This is a genomic window from Methanosarcina sp. WH1 (genome assembly GCF_000970005.1).
Lineage (GTDB): Archaea > Halobacteriota > Methanosarcinia > Methanosarcinales > Methanosarcinaceae > Methanosarcina.
Map to the genome: position 1 here is coordinate 1732696 of NZ_CP009504.1, position 14752 is coordinate 1747447.

Annotated in this window: 12 protein-coding genes; 6 read left to right on the top strand and 6 right to left on the bottom strand. The window is 40.7% G+C overall.

Annotation, left to right across the window (positions count from 1 at the left end; all coding sequences use genetic code 11):
• Positions 1-123 precede the first annotated feature (123 nt).
• A complete protein-coding gene (locus MSWH1_RS07670) occupies positions 124-2046 on the bottom strand; it encodes a hydantoinase/oxoprolinase N-terminal domain-containing protein (protein ID WP_048127477.1) in 1923 nt (640 codons plus the stop codon).
• Positions 2047-2489: 443 nt separating this feature from the next.
• Here MSWH1_RS07670 and MSWH1_RS19610 point away from each other — a divergent pair, with 443 nt between their 5' ends.
• Positions 2490-2678 (top strand): hypothetical protein, encoded by a 189-nt coding sequence (locus MSWH1_RS19610; protein ID WP_048127479.1) that lies wholly within the window; start codon positions 2490-2492, stop codon positions 2676-2678.
• Positions 2679-2690: 12 nt separating this feature from the next.
• The gene (locus tag MSWH1_RS07680) at positions 2691-2972 is read left to right on the top strand and encodes a type II toxin-antitoxin system RelE/ParE family toxin (protein ID WP_048127481.1); all 282 of its coding nucleotides are present in this window, start codon (positions 2691-2693) and stop codon (positions 2970-2972) included.
• A 318-nt stretch (positions 2973-3290) separates the two neighbouring features.
• On the opposite strand, the gene MSWH1_RS07685 is transcribed toward MSWH1_RS07680, so the two are convergent.
• Complete coding sequence (locus MSWH1_RS07685; protein WP_048127483.1) at positions 3291-4109, bottom strand: IS5 family transposase; 819 nt, start codon at positions 4107-4109, stop codon at positions 3291-3293.
• A 245-nt stretch (positions 4110-4354) separates the two neighbouring features.
• Between MSWH1_RS07685 and MSWH1_RS07690 the strand changes: the two genes are divergently transcribed.
• Positions 4355-5092 carry a M48 family metallopeptidase gene (locus MSWH1_RS07690; RefSeq protein ID WP_048127485.1) on the top strand — a complete coding sequence of 246 codons (738 nt, stop codon included), beginning with the start codon at positions 4355-4357 and terminating at the stop codon, positions 5090-5092.
• A gap of 829 nt (positions 5093-5921) precedes the next feature.
• Here the strand turns inward: MSWH1_RS07690 and MSWH1_RS07700 are convergent.
• Positions 5922-9263: a tetratricopeptide repeat protein gene (locus MSWH1_RS07700; RefSeq protein WP_048127489.1), complete on the bottom strand. Its 3342-nt coding sequence runs from the start codon at positions 9261-9263 to the stop codon at positions 5922-5924.
• Positions 9264-9793: 530 nt separating this feature from the next.
• Here MSWH1_RS07700 and MSWH1_RS07705 point away from each other — a divergent pair.
• Positions 9794-10597 carry an HD domain-containing protein gene (locus MSWH1_RS07705; protein WP_048127491.1) on the top strand — a complete coding sequence of 268 codons (804 nt, stop codon included), beginning with the start codon at positions 9794-9796 and terminating at the stop codon, positions 10595-10597.
• Between the two features lie 31 nt (positions 10598-10628).
• On the opposite strand, the gene MSWH1_RS20790 is transcribed toward MSWH1_RS07705, so the two are convergent.
• Positions 10629-10775: a pentapeptide repeat-containing protein gene (locus MSWH1_RS20790; RefSeq protein ID WP_197073898.1), complete on the bottom strand. Its 147-nt coding sequence runs from the start codon at positions 10773-10775 to the stop codon at positions 10629-10631.
• Positions 10772-11695 (bottom strand): Nif3-like dinuclear metal center hexameric protein, encoded by a 924-nt coding sequence (locus MSWH1_RS07710; RefSeq protein ID WP_048127493.1) that lies wholly within the window; start codon positions 11693-11695, stop codon positions 10772-10774. Before MSWH1_RS07710 ends, MSWH1_RS20790 begins: the two co-directional genes overlap by 4 nt.
• 409 nt (positions 11696-12104) lie before the next feature.
• Here MSWH1_RS07710 and MSWH1_RS07715 point away from each other — a divergent pair, with 409 nt between their 5' ends.
• The gene (locus tag MSWH1_RS07715; protein WP_048130307.1) at positions 12105-13247 is read left to right on the top strand and encodes a hypothetical protein; all 1143 of its coding nucleotides are present in this window, start codon (positions 12105-12107) and stop codon (positions 13245-13247) included.
• A 293-nt stretch (positions 13248-13540) separates the two neighbouring features.
• Here the strand turns inward: MSWH1_RS07715 and MSWH1_RS07720 are convergent, their stop codons facing one another.
• A complete protein-coding gene (locus MSWH1_RS07720; protein ID WP_231585384.1) occupies positions 13541-13987 on the bottom strand; it encodes an RNA-guided endonuclease TnpB family protein in 447 nt (148 codons plus the stop codon).
• A gap of 292 nt (positions 13988-14279) precedes the next feature.
• Between MSWH1_RS07720 and MSWH1_RS18080 the strand changes: the two genes are divergently transcribed.
• Complete coding sequence (locus MSWH1_RS18080; RefSeq protein WP_048127498.1) at positions 14280-14618, top strand: hypothetical protein; 339 nt, start codon at positions 14280-14282, stop codon at positions 14616-14618.
• The last annotated feature ends 134 nt before the right edge of the window (positions 14619-14752 follow it).

Consider the following 14752-nt stretch of genomic DNA (forward strand, 5'->3'; position numbering starts at 1 on the left):
GTCAGAATTTCAATCTTAAATTCAGATTTTCCTATTTGTTTTTACTTTAGAATCATTGTAGTCCGAAATTTAATATCTGCATTATTGCGGGAAAATATAAATGTTCCGGAGGTTCTCCGGAACTCAGACTTTAGGCATCCCAACTCCGACAAAAACAAGTTTTGATTCTATGGGTGTTGAGCCTGCCTCACTCAGGGAAATATCTTTTCTACTCATCTCGATCTGGATCTGACCTTTGTTAAGCCCAGCTTCGGTCATGTATTCCATTACAAGTTTTCTTCCGAGGGATTCTGCATGTTCCAGGGCTTCCGGATAGCTGCCGAAGGTTTCCCTGCCCTGAGGGGAAAAGAGAAGGACAAGCCTTTTCCGATCTTTTGAATAGGTGCTCTGGATCAGGATTTCAATCCTTTTTATGCCCTTTCCGACAACAGCACCGACGGCGTTTCCTACTTCCGAGTACTGAGGAACTATAATGTCAGCATCAAGAATCTGTTTTAGTTCCTCTGTATAGGCGACTACGGGCCCTCCTATGAGTACGACAGGTATCTTCATTCTGAACTGTGCAAACCTATCGGACAGAATAATTCTTTCAATTTCCTGGGAGGAGACTTCTTTTAAGACAAAAGACATCAGGTTTACTGCCATATTTTTTGCAACATCCCTTTTTATACGCTTGCAGAGTTCAATATAGTCTATCTGCATGTAGCGCTCGAGAAGTTTTGCCCCAGCAATTGAGGCTTCTACATTCCAGCCCCGATACTCTCCGAGCACATGCAGGGCATCAGTTGGGGTAAAGCCAATTGCCTGGATAAGGCGCTTTCTTATAAGGGAATCAAGCAGGCCAGGGGACAGAGTTTTTTTTGTTTCCCAGAAGATGTCATTAAGGGAAGTTGGGGTATCTACTATCCTGTCAAGTAATTCCTGCTCGTAACTTCCAAGATTTGAAGCCTCCACCCCTGTCCTTATGAAAAACTTTGTGGGCTGCACATTCTCTTCAAGGCGCATGGTTCCGGGAATTCTTCCTTTTTTCAGGATTTCAAGAAAACCAGGGTATTTGACGGCCGCAACGCAGAGTGGAATTACTCTCCTTGGGCCGATGTTGATTTTCATACTCTTTACCCAGACATGGCTGTCCCCTCCCATTGCCGAGGTCTCCATACGAATAGCCTTGACCTTGGTCTGCCAGCCTCCAACCACAGCCCCTTCTGAGCAGAGTTCGGGAAGCCCATTTTCAAGCATGGAAACATCCGTACTCGTCCCACCCACATCTATTACTGCACAGGTCCCGAGCCCTGACAGGTGAGATGCTCCTACAAGGCTTGCAGCAGGGCCTGAAAAGATCGATTCTATGGGCTTTTCAAGGGCTTCGTTGATGCCCACTACAGAACCGTCGCATTTGAGCATGAGCAGCCTGGAGTTCATTCCCCTGCGTTTGATCTCTTCCCTGATCGAAAGGATAAACTGGCTTGCAATAGGGATCAGTTGAGCGTTTAAGTAGGCTGTAACTCCTCTTTCGTATGCCCCGAGATCAAGGGAAAGCTCGTGCCCGCACACAACAGGAAATCCCGTAAGTTCCTTAATGCGGGTTTTAATTGCCAGCTCATGCACAGGGTTCCGGATACTAAAGTAAGAAGAAATTGCAAAAGCCGAGACACGGTCTTTTACCTTTCCAACAAAAGCCTCAACTGCTTCCATATCAAGAGGAACTAGTTCAGCTCCGTGGTGGTCGTGCCCTCCTTTTACCACGGTATAAAATTCAACATCCATATTCTCCGGGATCTCGTAATCCCCTACAAGGATTAAACCTACAGGGTAGCCATTTTTTTCAAGAATTGTGTTTGTAGCAAGAGTTGTTGAGACGGACACCATTTTCACGTCTTGTAAATATTTTTTATCCAGTCCATCAATGGAATTTTTAATTCCTGACAGAAGGTCTGGATAGGTCGTAAGCGCTTTGTTCGAGTCCATCACCTTGCCATCGGAATCCCGGATGATGATCGAATCAGTATACGTCCCTCCTGCGTCAATGCCCATGCTGTACTGCATTCGAATGTCTCCTGTTGATTTTTTTCGTGAATGGAGTTCATGAAATCGTTCATGAGATTAAATTTGCCAGATATTAATAATATTCAAAAATATATAGTAGTTGGTTATAAAATAAAGGCATTACCTGTTTTGAAAAAAAAGATTCAGGAACTTTGTCATAAGCAGTCCTCAAACTTAAGTTTCAGTTCGGATTTCCTTATTTAAAGCCTAACATTTATATAATTGCTCATATTAAACCTCTCCTTTAATCACCTATTTAATAACCTATTTAATAACCTGTTCAGAAACACCTGTTCAGAAACACCTGTTTAGAAACACCTGTTCAGAAACACCTTAAAAAATAGCATTTAGCCTTAAATAAGCCCTTTAGAATCCCATATTTAGAATCCCATATTTAGAATCCCATATTTAGAATCCCATATAAACTGATTGAGATGGTAGGTATGTCATTTTCAGATATTTTCAACCAGTTAAAAGAACTTGAAAAAAGATTCAATGAGATAAGATATCCGCCTGAAGCTACTTTTCAACCTTCTTTTTCCTTTAAAGTCCGAAAAGCGGAACAGGACTCTTTACAGAACCATTTGCCTGATTTTGATATCGATGAATTTTTTAATAGAGTAGAACAGTGACAAGGTAGAACAATGACATATAGAGTGGCAGTTCACCCTTCCGTCCACAAAAACCTGACAAAACTGTACCGGCTCGATAGGTCGGCATATGATCATGTAAACAAGCGCCTCCGTCTCCTGGCTTACAGGCCTGAAATGGGGAATCCCCTTGAGGCTGAGTTCGAGGGGAAATGGAGGATTCATATAGGAGTCTTTGTGCTGATTTACACATTTGATAAGACCAGCAATACCCTTACTCTCCTGACTTTTGAGCATTATACACGGGCTTATGACACGGATATTGCTTATTCTTGAAGACACTAATACTATGCGTCTAAGATGATTCATCTTTTAGTATCAGTACCGTGTTTTGTAGTGTTTTTCGTTGAGCGTGACAGAAAAGACACGATGTAGCTAATTACGGTTGTACAGGTCAGAACGATCTCATTTCCAGAACGATCTCATTTCGTCCTCTTAAGTGCAGCGAACAGGACCTCGTGCTGTTGCGCTTGCAGTGCAACTCCCAGAAAATCTCCTATTTTCTGTGATCCCGAAGCGAAACTCGGATGTGACAAAAACGACATGATAAGGCTAATAAGGTTGTATGGATCAAATAAGTCTATAATTTAGAACCTATCCGAAAAGTCCCGCTGCTCTGAATGTTATCCATGCGCATGCGAAATGAAGCATCGCAAAGTAATTCTCAATTTTCTTTTCCCATCTAATAAGCATTCTTCTGAATCTGTTTATCCAAGAATGTGTCCTTTCCACAACCCATCTTCTTGCCCTAAAACCTGGTATCTCTATTCTTATGTTTTCCTCTCCACGGCTTTTGATATGGGCAGTATAACCATATTCTTTAACTAATTCTCTGATATCAGGAAAATCATATCCTTTATCCATACATATATTCTGAATAACATCATCTTGAGACGGTCTTTCAAAAATAATGGCATCTAAAGTCTCTTTTACAAGCTTTTTATCGTGACGATTTGCTCCATCAACAGTAACCGATAGTGGTATACCTTTACCATCTGTTAACAGACTCCTTTTTGTACCTTTTTTGCCACGATCAGTTGGATTAGCTCCGGTCCCAGCTCCACCTAGTGGAGCTTTTGTCATAGCACCGTCAATTGCTTGCCACTCCCACTCTAATCCGTTTTGATTATCATACTCCACTAGACCAGCTTTCCACATATTCTCAAATAACCCTGATCTTTGCCATTCCTGAAACCGATCATGGACAGTGCTTGGAGCTCCATAAAAGCGTGGCAACGCCTTCCATTGGCAACCAGTACGAAGAAGATAAAAAATACCACTCAGTATTCTCTTATCATCTTTTCGAGGTCGTCCAGGCTTCTTTTTGGGTTTAGGGAAAGGTAATAATGGTTTGATTTTAGTCCAGAATTCATCAGAAATCTCGTAGTCATGTCCGTTTTTTCGTGTTACCACTAATCAACATTACCCTAAAATATAGTTATTCTACTTTTCGGATAGGCTCTTAGTCCTTCTTGAGCGAAACTAACTGTTATAGCCCATCAATTAGTTCCCTTGAGCAAAGTTCACTGCTAAAATCCATCAAGTAGTCTTCTTGAGCGCAGCGATAAGGACCGCGTACTGTTGCGATTACATCGTAACTCCCAGAAAATCTCCGATTTCCTGCGATCACGAGGCGTAATTCGGGTGAGGAAACAGCTATGAGAAAAAACGATAGCATCAAAGCGTGCGGCAGGACAATTGACTACGAAATTGTCTACAGCAGAAAGAGGAGAAAAGCAGCGATAGTAGTCCGCCCTGACCTTAAGGTGGAGTTCCGAGCCCCACATGGGCTTAGCCGTGAGGCTATCAGGGATATGGTACAGAAGAAAGCTGGCTGGGTATGGGAAAAGCTTGACTGGTTTGAAGCAAACAGGCTGCCCAACCAGGAAAAACGGTATATTGACGGTGAAAAATATCTTTATCTAGGCAGAGAATATCCCCTGAAAATCCTGCCTGTGGACGGAATCAAAAAATCCCTTGCTTCCTTCAATGGGTCTGAACTTACTGTCTTTATTCCTAGAACTGTTCCTGAGGAACTGAAGTCGGTACTTGTAAAAATGGCTATCTGGAATTTTTACCAGGTTTGTGCCGAGTCTGATGTTGAAAGGCTCCTGAAAGCTTATTCGGAAAAACTGAATATAGCCCCTCCAGATTTTAAGGTAAAACATCAGAAAAGGCGCTGGGGAAGCTGCTCTGCAGACAACGTTCTCAGAATTAATTTCCAGCTTATGATGGCTCCACCTGAACAGCTTGAGTATGTGGTTGTGCATGAACTCTGCCATGTTAAGGAGAAAAACCATTCTGTCAGGTTCTGGAAACTGGTAGGTGAACTCATGCCTGGCTATGAAGTACACAGGAAGAGCCTGAAAAAAGACGGCTGGAGATATGTACTTTAATTCGAAGGCTTGTATTGAGGTGTGGGGTGACAGGTTCTGGTAAAAAAATTCTTTTCTGCTTAAACCGGCTCTTCATGATCAGCCAGCATGAGCGTCAAGGTTAATTATTTCTTCATTTTCACTTATATCCTTATGACCACATTGAGTACATTTATAAAATCTTCTGGTTATTCTCTTATTTCCAAGCTCTTTTATATTAGGTTTCTTGAATTCTACAACTGTGCCTGTCTTGTAACTGTTAATGTGTAGTCTCCTACTAAATTACTTTTTTCCTTCATAATTGGCTCACCTATTTTTTCACAGGCAAGCTTATTCCCACCCTTTCTGCAAAAAGTGTCCTTATGATATTCCGGCACATTTTGTATGCATAAAGGGATAATGAATGGAAACAGAGATGCCATTAATTGTTAAGAAAATTGCGATTTTAATTGGTGATAGTCCACTGCATACTTTTTTATACAATACCCATTATTTAGCTCTGTTCCTGCAAGCGTACTCAAAAATGAAAAAAAATTCTTCACCTGTGAGGAATACTATACTAAGAGCCTATCCGAAAAGTCAGTAATGCATGTTGAAAAGTCACAATAAGCCTATAATATCAGAGTATCTATTTCGATTTTACATATTGCATATTGTAATAGTTACTAATAGTTACGGTAGGTGACCACTTTTCGGATAGGCGCTAAGACCACGCAGGTTTTAGAAAGGCGCAGAATAATCTGCTGGGAGGAATAATTTTTATCAGATTTCTTTAGAAAAGTTTGCCGGTATGCCTGTAAAACTTAACGCATACCGGAATAATTCTTTCTTTCAGCTTATTTGAAACCCTTTAAACCTCATCGGGCTCCGGAACATACCAGTCACTGTGATCTTCATTTCCCTGATCTTCATCAGGTTCAGGAATATACCAGTACCTGGAGTCTTCATTAGTTTCACCAGTATTTTCAAATTCCTTACCGGAAGTGGTGTTTAACTGCTGATCAATTTCAGTCATGTTTAAGCTGACGTTTTCAGAAACGTTTTCTTCTACACCATACCATCTTGAAGGCAGTGAATAGTTAAGGTCGCTTTTGTATGTTTCGGGGATAAAGATGCGGGTTCCTCTATCCTGAAGGGCTTCCATAAAGCCAGGGTCAACAACATCAAGTCTTTCCTTGCACACCGAAGCCTCATTGTATTCCTTTAGGCGGTAGTGGGCAAAACGCTTGTTATAAAGGACAGAAGGTGCATTGGGGTTGATTGTAAGAGCCCCTTCATAAGAATTGATTGACTCATTAACGTCTCCCATCACATTGGATAGATATCCCTTATTGTACCATGCTGTTATGCAGTTTGGTTTTAACTGCACCACTTTATCAAAGCATTCAAGGGCAGCATTGTTACTGCTTATTGCGAAATAAGCGCATCCTTTGAAATACCAAGCTGCAGCATTTTCTGGAGCATACTCAAGGGTTTTGTCATAGCTGGCAATTGCTTCCTGATATCTCTCCATTTTAGCATAAGCAAAACCCCTGTTATTAATCGCATCAACGTTTTTCGGATCCAGTGTAAGAATCCGGTCATAACAGGCGATTGCTGCTTCGAAATCTCCCATAGATTCCAGAGCCTTGCCCTGCCGGTACATTATCTCTCTGTTCTCAGGCGTAATCTGGAGAATTTCCCCATAGGTTGAAATAGCTTCCTCATACCTGCCAATTTCTTCATACAAAGAGGCTTTTTCAGCCATCACCTTTGAATTGGCAGGGTCAAGCTTCATGATTCTGTCGTAATCCTCCAGAGCCTTTTCCTGTTTCCCTGATTTGGCTAAAGCAAAAGCTCGTCCCTCCAGAGCCTCTATGTTTTCCGGTTCAAGTTCAAGAAGAGGGTCGAAACAGGAAACTGCTTCCTCATATCTTCCAAGGTTTACAAGGGCCTGAGATTTTCCCTGAAGAGCTTCAGGATCACTGGGATTAACAGTAAGTAACTGATCATAGTAAGTAACTGCCTCTTCCGATCTTCCAAGGGTGTTCGAGGTAGAAGCTATTCCATACCAGGCATTGCTCGACTGAGGATCAAGATCAAGGGCTTTTTTGTAACACCACAAAGCTTCCTCGCTTCTTCCGAATTTGTCGAGGGCAGAGCCTTTCTCATACCAGGCTTCGGTGAGTAGGGGGTTAATTGAAAGAGCCATATCGTAAGAATAGAGGGCATCTTCGTACATCTCAAGTTTACTGTATGTTGAAGCTTTGCCGTACCATGCCGCATCGTAACTGAATTCCGGACTCAGGTCGTCAAAGTTCTCTGAAAAGTCCGAGCGTTCTTCAACATTTGCATACTTATAGCCTAGAAGGTAAGACCAGAAGCCTCCTGAAATTACCCTATGTGGGCTGAGATCAGGACTTTTACCTTCAGACAAATTGGAAGCCGAGTTTTCAGACAACACTTCCATATCCTTGTTCAATCTGAAACGGGCAATCGAATATCCTGAATTTATCTGGAGAGCTTGATTGTAGCAGTCTGCAGCTTCCTGATATCTTTCGAGCTGATCAAGGAGAAGACCTTTGTTGTACCAGATTTCAGCACTGTCAGGAGCAACGGCAAGAACTCTTTCATAGCACACAAGAGCTTCTTCATAGTCTCCTGTTTTTACCAGGGCAAAAGCTTTGCCGTACCATGCAAGTGTGTAGTTTTCATCAAGATTTGTAGCTTTATCAAAGCTTTTTGCGGCATCTTTGTACTGCCCAAGTTTTGAAGAATCGTAGCCTTTTCTATACCAGACTTTCGCATATCCGGAGTCCAGCTTAAGGGCTTTATCATAGCAGTCAGCAGCTTCTTCATACCTGTTAAGTTTGTCCAGGTCATTGCCTTTCATGTACCAAACTATTGCATGTCCGGATTCGGTCTCAAGGGTCCTATCATAACACTCAAGAGCAGACTCATAGTTCTCAAGTTTATCAAAAGCCAACCCTTTATCGTACCAGATTTTAGCTGCAGAAGTTTTAAACTCGGGCACTTCAGAATAACTGGGAAGTGAAGAGTCGTAAACACTAAGCTCTTCGAGAAGACTATCTCCAGCCTTTTCCACCTCAATTCCGGTATCTGGATTAAGTGCTCTATTATAGCAGACTATTGCAGCGTCATAATCTCCCATCGCATTAAGCACGGAACCTTTGCTGTACCATGCATCAGCATTATCAGGAGTGTAAATAAGGATCTCTTCATAGCACTGCAATGCCTCTTCGTTTCGACCAAGCTGTTCGAGACAGTAACCTTTTTTCTGCAGGGCGCTGAGGTTTTCTGGCTCTGAAAGGAGGACAAATTCATAGCAGTTCAGAGCATCCTGATACATCCCCATCTTCTCAAGGATTACGCCTTTATTATACCAGGCATCTACAAGGTCAGGATTGAGGGAGATAGCCTGGTCATAACACTGTATTGCAGATTCATTATCCCCGGAAATATCATACATTATTCCTTTCTGAGTCCAGAGTTCAAAATCGTAAGGAGTAACATTAAGCGCTCTGTCAAAACAGCTCATTGCTTCTTCGTATTTTTCAAGCTCGGCATAAACTTTTCCTTGCATTTGTAAATTTTTTGAAGATTCATTGCCGAGCTCAATCGAATTCTCATAAGAGGTCAATGCTTCCTGTTCAAGGCCGAGTTTCTCTGAAGCAAGGGCTTTCTGGAACCAGACTCTGGAAAGATAGTTATCCGTAGCGAGACTTTTCTCGTAACAGTTAATAGCCTCGACATAATTTTGTGTCTGAAGATACGCATTGCCTTTTTCATGCCAGCTGCCGGAAGAAGCCGGGAAGGTTTCAAGAGCTCTGTCGTAGCAGTCAATTGCTTCTTCGTATTTCTCCAACGATGTCAGAGAACAACCTTTTCCATACCATGCCATTGAAGAGTTCGAATCTATTTCAAGTGCATCTTCAAAGCATCCTATGGAAAGCTCATATTTTTTAAGAGAATAGAGATCATTGCCTTTATTTAACAGGCCTTCTACAGAAACCGGGCGCTGCGCAAGTACTTTTTCAAGAGAAAGGGGAGTGACAGCCCCTTCATCTTCTACAACATTCTTCTGGCTTTCAGCTGCTTCTGCTGCAGATAAAAAACCTGAGGTAAAAGATGAAATAAAGGCCAGAAGAATGAAAGAACAAAAGACCAAATAAATTTTTTTAATTGAGCTCATTAAATACCCCTATTCATAAATACTCAACAAGAAACCCGTTAAATCTTCAGATTTACGGGTAGTTGACTTAAGGTCACTTTGATATGTAATTTCCTAAATGGTATAAACAAGAACATCCAGAGATAAATATAACTATATGAATTCCTTTTACTCCCCCCAATGATAATTTATTTAGTTTAAGCTGAATCTCTTCCTCTAATTTCCCAGTAAGCACTCATTTAATTTGAGGAGTTCCTTCCATATATAATTTATGCAGTTTAAAACGGGAATTACTGGATTAATATGAGAATAATCAGGTTTTTACTCTTAAAAACCTCCTATAATTGGTATCTTTTTTAGGATTTATGGTGTTTACAGATAATTGTTAGGTTCCGGTAAATCTCAAGGTTTTTAGCTTAAAGGGGGATTTTAATTCTCCACTATTGTCCGGAGTATAGTAATATTATTACTTGAAACGCAAAAACCTTTTCAGTACAAAATCTTCAAGATATGCATAAAGTATATACTTCAACATTTCTTATTGCAGAAGCATGCAGAAGAAAGATCTGGATTATTTTAGGAGATGGTTTTTCGAGTATGTTAACAGATTCTTTTCTCCCGACTCTTTCACTCAGGAAAATATTGAGCTAAAGATCGAACACACTGGAAGGGTTTGTGAAAATATTCTTTTACTTGCAAAATCTGAGAAGATAGGCGAAAATGAATGCATGCTTGCTGAAACAATAGCCCTTTTTCATGACCTGGGTCGTTTTGAGCAGTTTTTTAAATATAAAACGTTCAAAGACTCAGAATCGGAAAATCATGCGGTTCTGGGTGTGAAAATTCTGAATAAAGAAAGAGTTCTCTCCTGTCTTTCCGAAGAGGAAGAAAACCTCATCCTGAAAACTGTAGAATATCACAACCTGATGGAGATTCCAGGAAATATAGATCTCTTCAGTAAACTTCATTTTTTCATCAGGCTAATAAGGGATGCAGATAAGATTGACATTCTGAGACTTGCCAGTGAAGAGTATGCAGAAGAAGAAAAATGCCGGAATCCGGCGCTTGAACTATATTTGCCAGATACCCATGGGTATTCGGAGCCTATGGTGTCAGAGATCCTGAATAACAGAATGGCAAAAATTGAAGATATGAATAACAGAAACGACGTAAAACTTCTTCGCCTGAGCTGGATTTTTGACATAAATTTTCCTGCAACTTTTACCCTCCTTAAAAAGTACGGATATCTGGAGGCAATCATGTACTCCCTGCCTGAAATAAAAGAAACGGACCTTTTAAGAAGGCATATTGAAAATTATTTAAATGCAATAGAATCAAAACCCAGAAAAATTTGATATCCCATACAGGTATCCCTGTTGAAATATATTATTTAAACATATCCGGGATATCTTGGTTGAAGCAGCATTGGTTGAAGTAGCATTGGTTGAAGTAGCATTGGTTGAAGTAGCATTGGTTGAAGTAGCATTGGTTGAAGTAGCATTGGTTGAAGTAGCATTGGTTAAAGCAGTTCACTCGAGGTATCTTCTGCGATTTTCATTGCCAAGGCTGCGCCGGTAATCTGAACGTATCTGGTTTCTGGACTGTTCTTCAAGCATGAACTCAAGAGAACCCTTTCCAGGTTCTTTCTGTTTACAGGCATCCTCTCCTTCTTTCATATCGAGTGCAACCTTCTTTTTATCAACTCTACAGTTAACTGCCCTGAGTCCGGAAGGCTGGTCAATGAATTTCACCTCTATTCCAGGAAGCCTGCGCAGCCTAGAACACAGGGCCTCCATACCCGGGTTCTCCGTTGCATAATGGGTTGCGTCAATCAGGCAGAGGTCTTCATGTGTTCGGAGAATGTCATGTTTAAGTTCGGATGATATAAATGCATCAACTCCGTTTTCCCTGGCGATTTCAAGATACTCGTTTCGAAAGCAGCTGCCTCCTATAACCATTACCTTACGGATTTCTTCCTTTTCTCCGGCGTACATAACAGGGGTCTGCAGGCGATCCGAAACATGGGCTGCCAGTTCAGCTGAGGAACATGGTTCGATTTCCCCTATCCTGCCAATTTCGGAAGCCCTTATATTTTTGAGCCCCAGACGGGCGGCAAGAACATCATTAATTCCTCCTTCAGCTTTATCGTAATTAGTGTGCATGCTGTACAGAGAGATCCCGTTTTCAAGGGCGATCCTGAGGGAAGCAGCCAGAGACTTTGAAATAATGTTTACCGGATGAAAGATAAGGGTGTGATGGGTAATCAGCATGTCTGCTTTCATTTCTGCGGCTTTTTTAAGAACGTAAGAGTTTGCATCCAGGGCAACTGCTATCCTGCTCACATCATCATCCTCGAGCCCAAGGATCAAACCAATTCTACCTTTATCAAAGTCATCAGCAAGCTCAGGTGGAGCTATTTCTTCAAGAGTTTGCACAATTTCTGTAAGTTTCATAGAAAATCCCTTCGGAAACCGAAAAATTTAATAGTACTGGTTTTCGCCAGTCAGAATTCTAATTGCCAGAATTCAGATTAAGTGTTTATGGCATTTAATCCCAGCCCTGAATTAAATACAAAAAGCAGAAACAAGCTTTTTTGAAATTTTTCAGGTTATTTTTTGAATACCGGAGTTCTCAATAGCTTCTAAATACACTGGAAAATGTGTGAACGGTCTGTAATTATAGTCAATTATTTAAATTCATTGGCTATAGACAGATCACATTGAGCTTTCTAAAGCTTCCAACGAAGTATTTATCTGTTATTATAGTAATTCCAGAACAGGTATTACATTTACTGATATCACTTTATTTAGAAACTAACCAAACAGAGAAGAACATAACATTTCGTAAATGAAGGATGAAAAAATGAGGCAACAGGATGTAATTCTCAGGCAACTGGCACAAAAAGTAACAGATCTTATCGAACCTGTAACTCCCTATCTGGTCATTGGCTCTAAAAAAGCGGCTGAAGAAGCTCGCAAAAAAGCAGGGCCTGAGGTCTGGGCGGTTAAGAAAAAGCTGTGGGAGAAACTGTGCTCGAAAGAACGGCCTGAGTTGAAAGAAGCCGCAGGAGATATGGTTATTGCACCCTCTGATCCGGAAGTAAAACAGATCCTTTTTAGAGAGATCCTGAAATCGTTTGAAAAGGACCCATATCTGGAAAAAGAAATTTCATCTTTTATTGAAACCGAGGCAATAAAGAAGCTGGTAACTGAAGAGCGTCCGGACGGGACTTCCGTACAAAACTCAAATGATAAAGCCAGAGTGTTTGAAGAATTTAACGAGCTACTTGAAAAATTGATAGTAATAAAGAGTTGTGTAAGTTCCATCAGTGCTGGCAGTGCTATCAATGCTGATAGTAATACCCGGAATTCAGAGCCGTCAGAATGTGGTCAGGAAAAAGAAGAAATTCTGGAAAAAGCCCTTGACTTCGCCTGCCAGATTCAATACGGAGACTTAAGGTCTCAGGCCCTTTCCCTGGTTGTGCCGTATCTGGAAGGATCAAAAAAAGGAGAGTATATAAAAAAAGTCCTTTATTCTGCCTCAAATATTCATGATGACGCTGAAAGAGCCAGGGTCTTTGCTTCGCTTGCCCCTCACCTGAAGGGCCCGGGAAAAGGAGAACTCATTGAAGATATCTTTGACTTCTCTCCCCATATTCAATATGATGATGCAAAATTCCAGATCTTTTCCTCGATTGTTCCGCACCTTGGAAACATCGTAAACGAAGTTCTCCTGGTAAAAGCCCTTGAAATGGCAGCTGGAATTCAATCCGAGTTCCTGAGGGTTCAGGCTTTTTCGATGCTTATTCCCTGCCTGAAAGGGCAAAGAAAAAAGGAAATCATAGAAGGGGCCCTTCAGTTAGCTTCCAGCCTTAAAGATAAAAACGTGAGGCCACAAGCCCTTTTATTTATTGTCCCTCATGTGGGGGAAGCAAGAAAAAAAGAGATCCTGGGAAAATCCTTTGAGATTGCGTCCGGGATTAAGTCTGAATATCGACGGTCATAGGCTCTTTCCTTACTTGTTCCTTATCTTGAAGGCCCAGAAAAAGAAGTAGTCATGGGAAAAATCCTTAGCTCAGAGTTTGTAGCAAAATAACTTTCTCAATTCTCAGCAGCAGGATTGAAAAATATCGAGTAACATGTCTGAATTCGGATGCAATAAGAATTGATTTTTTCAAAGTATTTGTTAACTCTGAAAACCGGAGTGAACTACTCCGCCCTGCTTTCTGATTAAAGCGAGGGCGGAGCTTCCTTCGAGTGATTACGTCACCTGGATATTTGCAGTGATTCAAGTATGATTCAAGTATCCATCTGTAATCCTGTTTGTCGAAGATTATCAGAAAATTTCTGATAGCCTGTCCACAAAGCATTCTGTGATAAGAATCGCTTCATGATGTTGATAGCACTATTTCTATCTCTATCAATAACGTTTCCGCAATCACATTTCATAATTCTTTCCCAAAGAGGCATGTCGTGTCTTTTTCCGCAAACACAGCACTCTTTTGAGGTATAAGCTTCATCAATTCTTATTACTCTTTTATTTGTAAGCTCTGCTTTGTAGGTCAAGAATTCGATGAAACGAGAAAGATATCCTTGATTCTGAGTTGATCTATTCTGAGAACGTTTTCTTTTTTCAGTTACTTTCTTTGATTGAGCCATATTTTTTACATTAAGATCACCAACAATTATTGTATTGGCTCTGGTGTTTTCAATCATGGTTTTGGTGTAGAAGTTGACGGCTTTCATCCCCCACCTGTCTCTTTCGTTCCGAGGAAGGGGACTTCCCACTTTAGAGTTAAATTTCATACTTCAGACTAAAAAATTTCATACTTCAGACTAAATCCCATAATTAATAGAGATTAACTATTTATAAATCGGTCATAGTATTACACGAATAATATTAAATTAATATATATTCAATTCCATATACTAATTCCATATACTAATTTAAACTTCTTTATTAATTTATTTTTCATTTAATTGCTTCTGTATATTCAGTCAAATTGAATGGCTGAATTCTCACTTGGGGGGTTGAAGAATGAAAATGAAATCGATAGTTTCTCTGCTATTAATCTGTTTAGTTTTTTCTCTTGGATTAGCTCAAGCACAGAATGAGAAGAATAGTTGTAAATCCATAACGTTTCTTAACGCTACACCTGATTCTTTTGAGTGCATGAAGAATAAGCTTCAGGACTACGGCATCGATGTCCCGCCGGGAAATGAAGGAGAACTTTCAGGAAAAGGGGTTACCGGGAGTTTCGAATGGGATGGAAAATCCATTCTTACCATCACAATTGAGAAAAAACCTTTTGGCGTCAGCTGTGAGACTGTAGATAAGATGCTAATACGATTCGTAGACGAATGTAACGGCGTGTGAGAAAAACGTGAAATGAGGGAGAAGGTTTTCCTGATTTTTCCCGGAAAACGAAACAAAGAAAAAGGAGATTGGGATCAAAAAGTCTCAGGCAAAAGTCTCAGGCTATTCTCTTATCCGTCTCAGGCTATTCTCTT

Excerpts from the sequence above, each read along its gene's own strand:
- MSWH1_RS07690 (WP_048127485.1), top strand. The coding sequence starts at position 4,355 with ATGAGAAAAAACGATAGCATCAAAGCGTGCGGCAGGACAATTGACTAC.
- MSWH1_RS07720 (WP_231585384.1), bottom strand. The coding sequence starts at position 13,987 with ATGAAAGCCGTCAACTTCTACACCAAAACCATGATTGAAAACACCAGA.
- MSWH1_RS07670 (WP_048127477.1), bottom strand. The coding sequence starts at position 2,046 with ATGCAGTACAGCATGGGCATTGACGCAGGAGGGACGTATACTGATTCG.
- MSWH1_RS18080 (WP_048127498.1), top strand. The coding sequence starts at position 14,280 with ATGAAAATGAAATCGATAGTTTCTCTGCTATTAATCTGTTTAGTTTTT.
- MSWH1_RS07710 (WP_048127493.1), bottom strand. The coding sequence starts at position 11,695 with ATGAAACTTACAGAAATTGTGCAAACTCTTGAAGAAATAGCTCCACCT.
- MSWH1_RS07715 (WP_048130307.1), top strand. The coding sequence starts at position 12,105 with ATGAGGCAACAGGATGTAATTCTCAGGCAACTGGCACAAAAAGTAACA.
- MSWH1_RS07700 (WP_048127489.1), bottom strand. The coding sequence starts at position 9,263 with ATGAGCTCAATTAAAAAAATTTATTTGGTCTTTTGTTCTTTCATTCTT.
- MSWH1_RS19610 (WP_048127479.1), top strand. The coding sequence starts at position 2,490 with ATGTCATTTTCAGATATTTTCAACCAGTTAAAAGAACTTGAAAAAAGA.
- MSWH1_RS07680 (WP_048127481.1), top strand. The coding sequence starts at position 2,691 with ATGACATATAGAGTGGCAGTTCACCCTTCCGTCCACAAAAACCTGACA.
- MSWH1_RS07705 (WP_048127491.1), top strand. The coding sequence starts at position 9,794 with ATGCAGAAGAAAGATCTGGATTATTTTAGGAGATGGTTTTTCGAGTAT.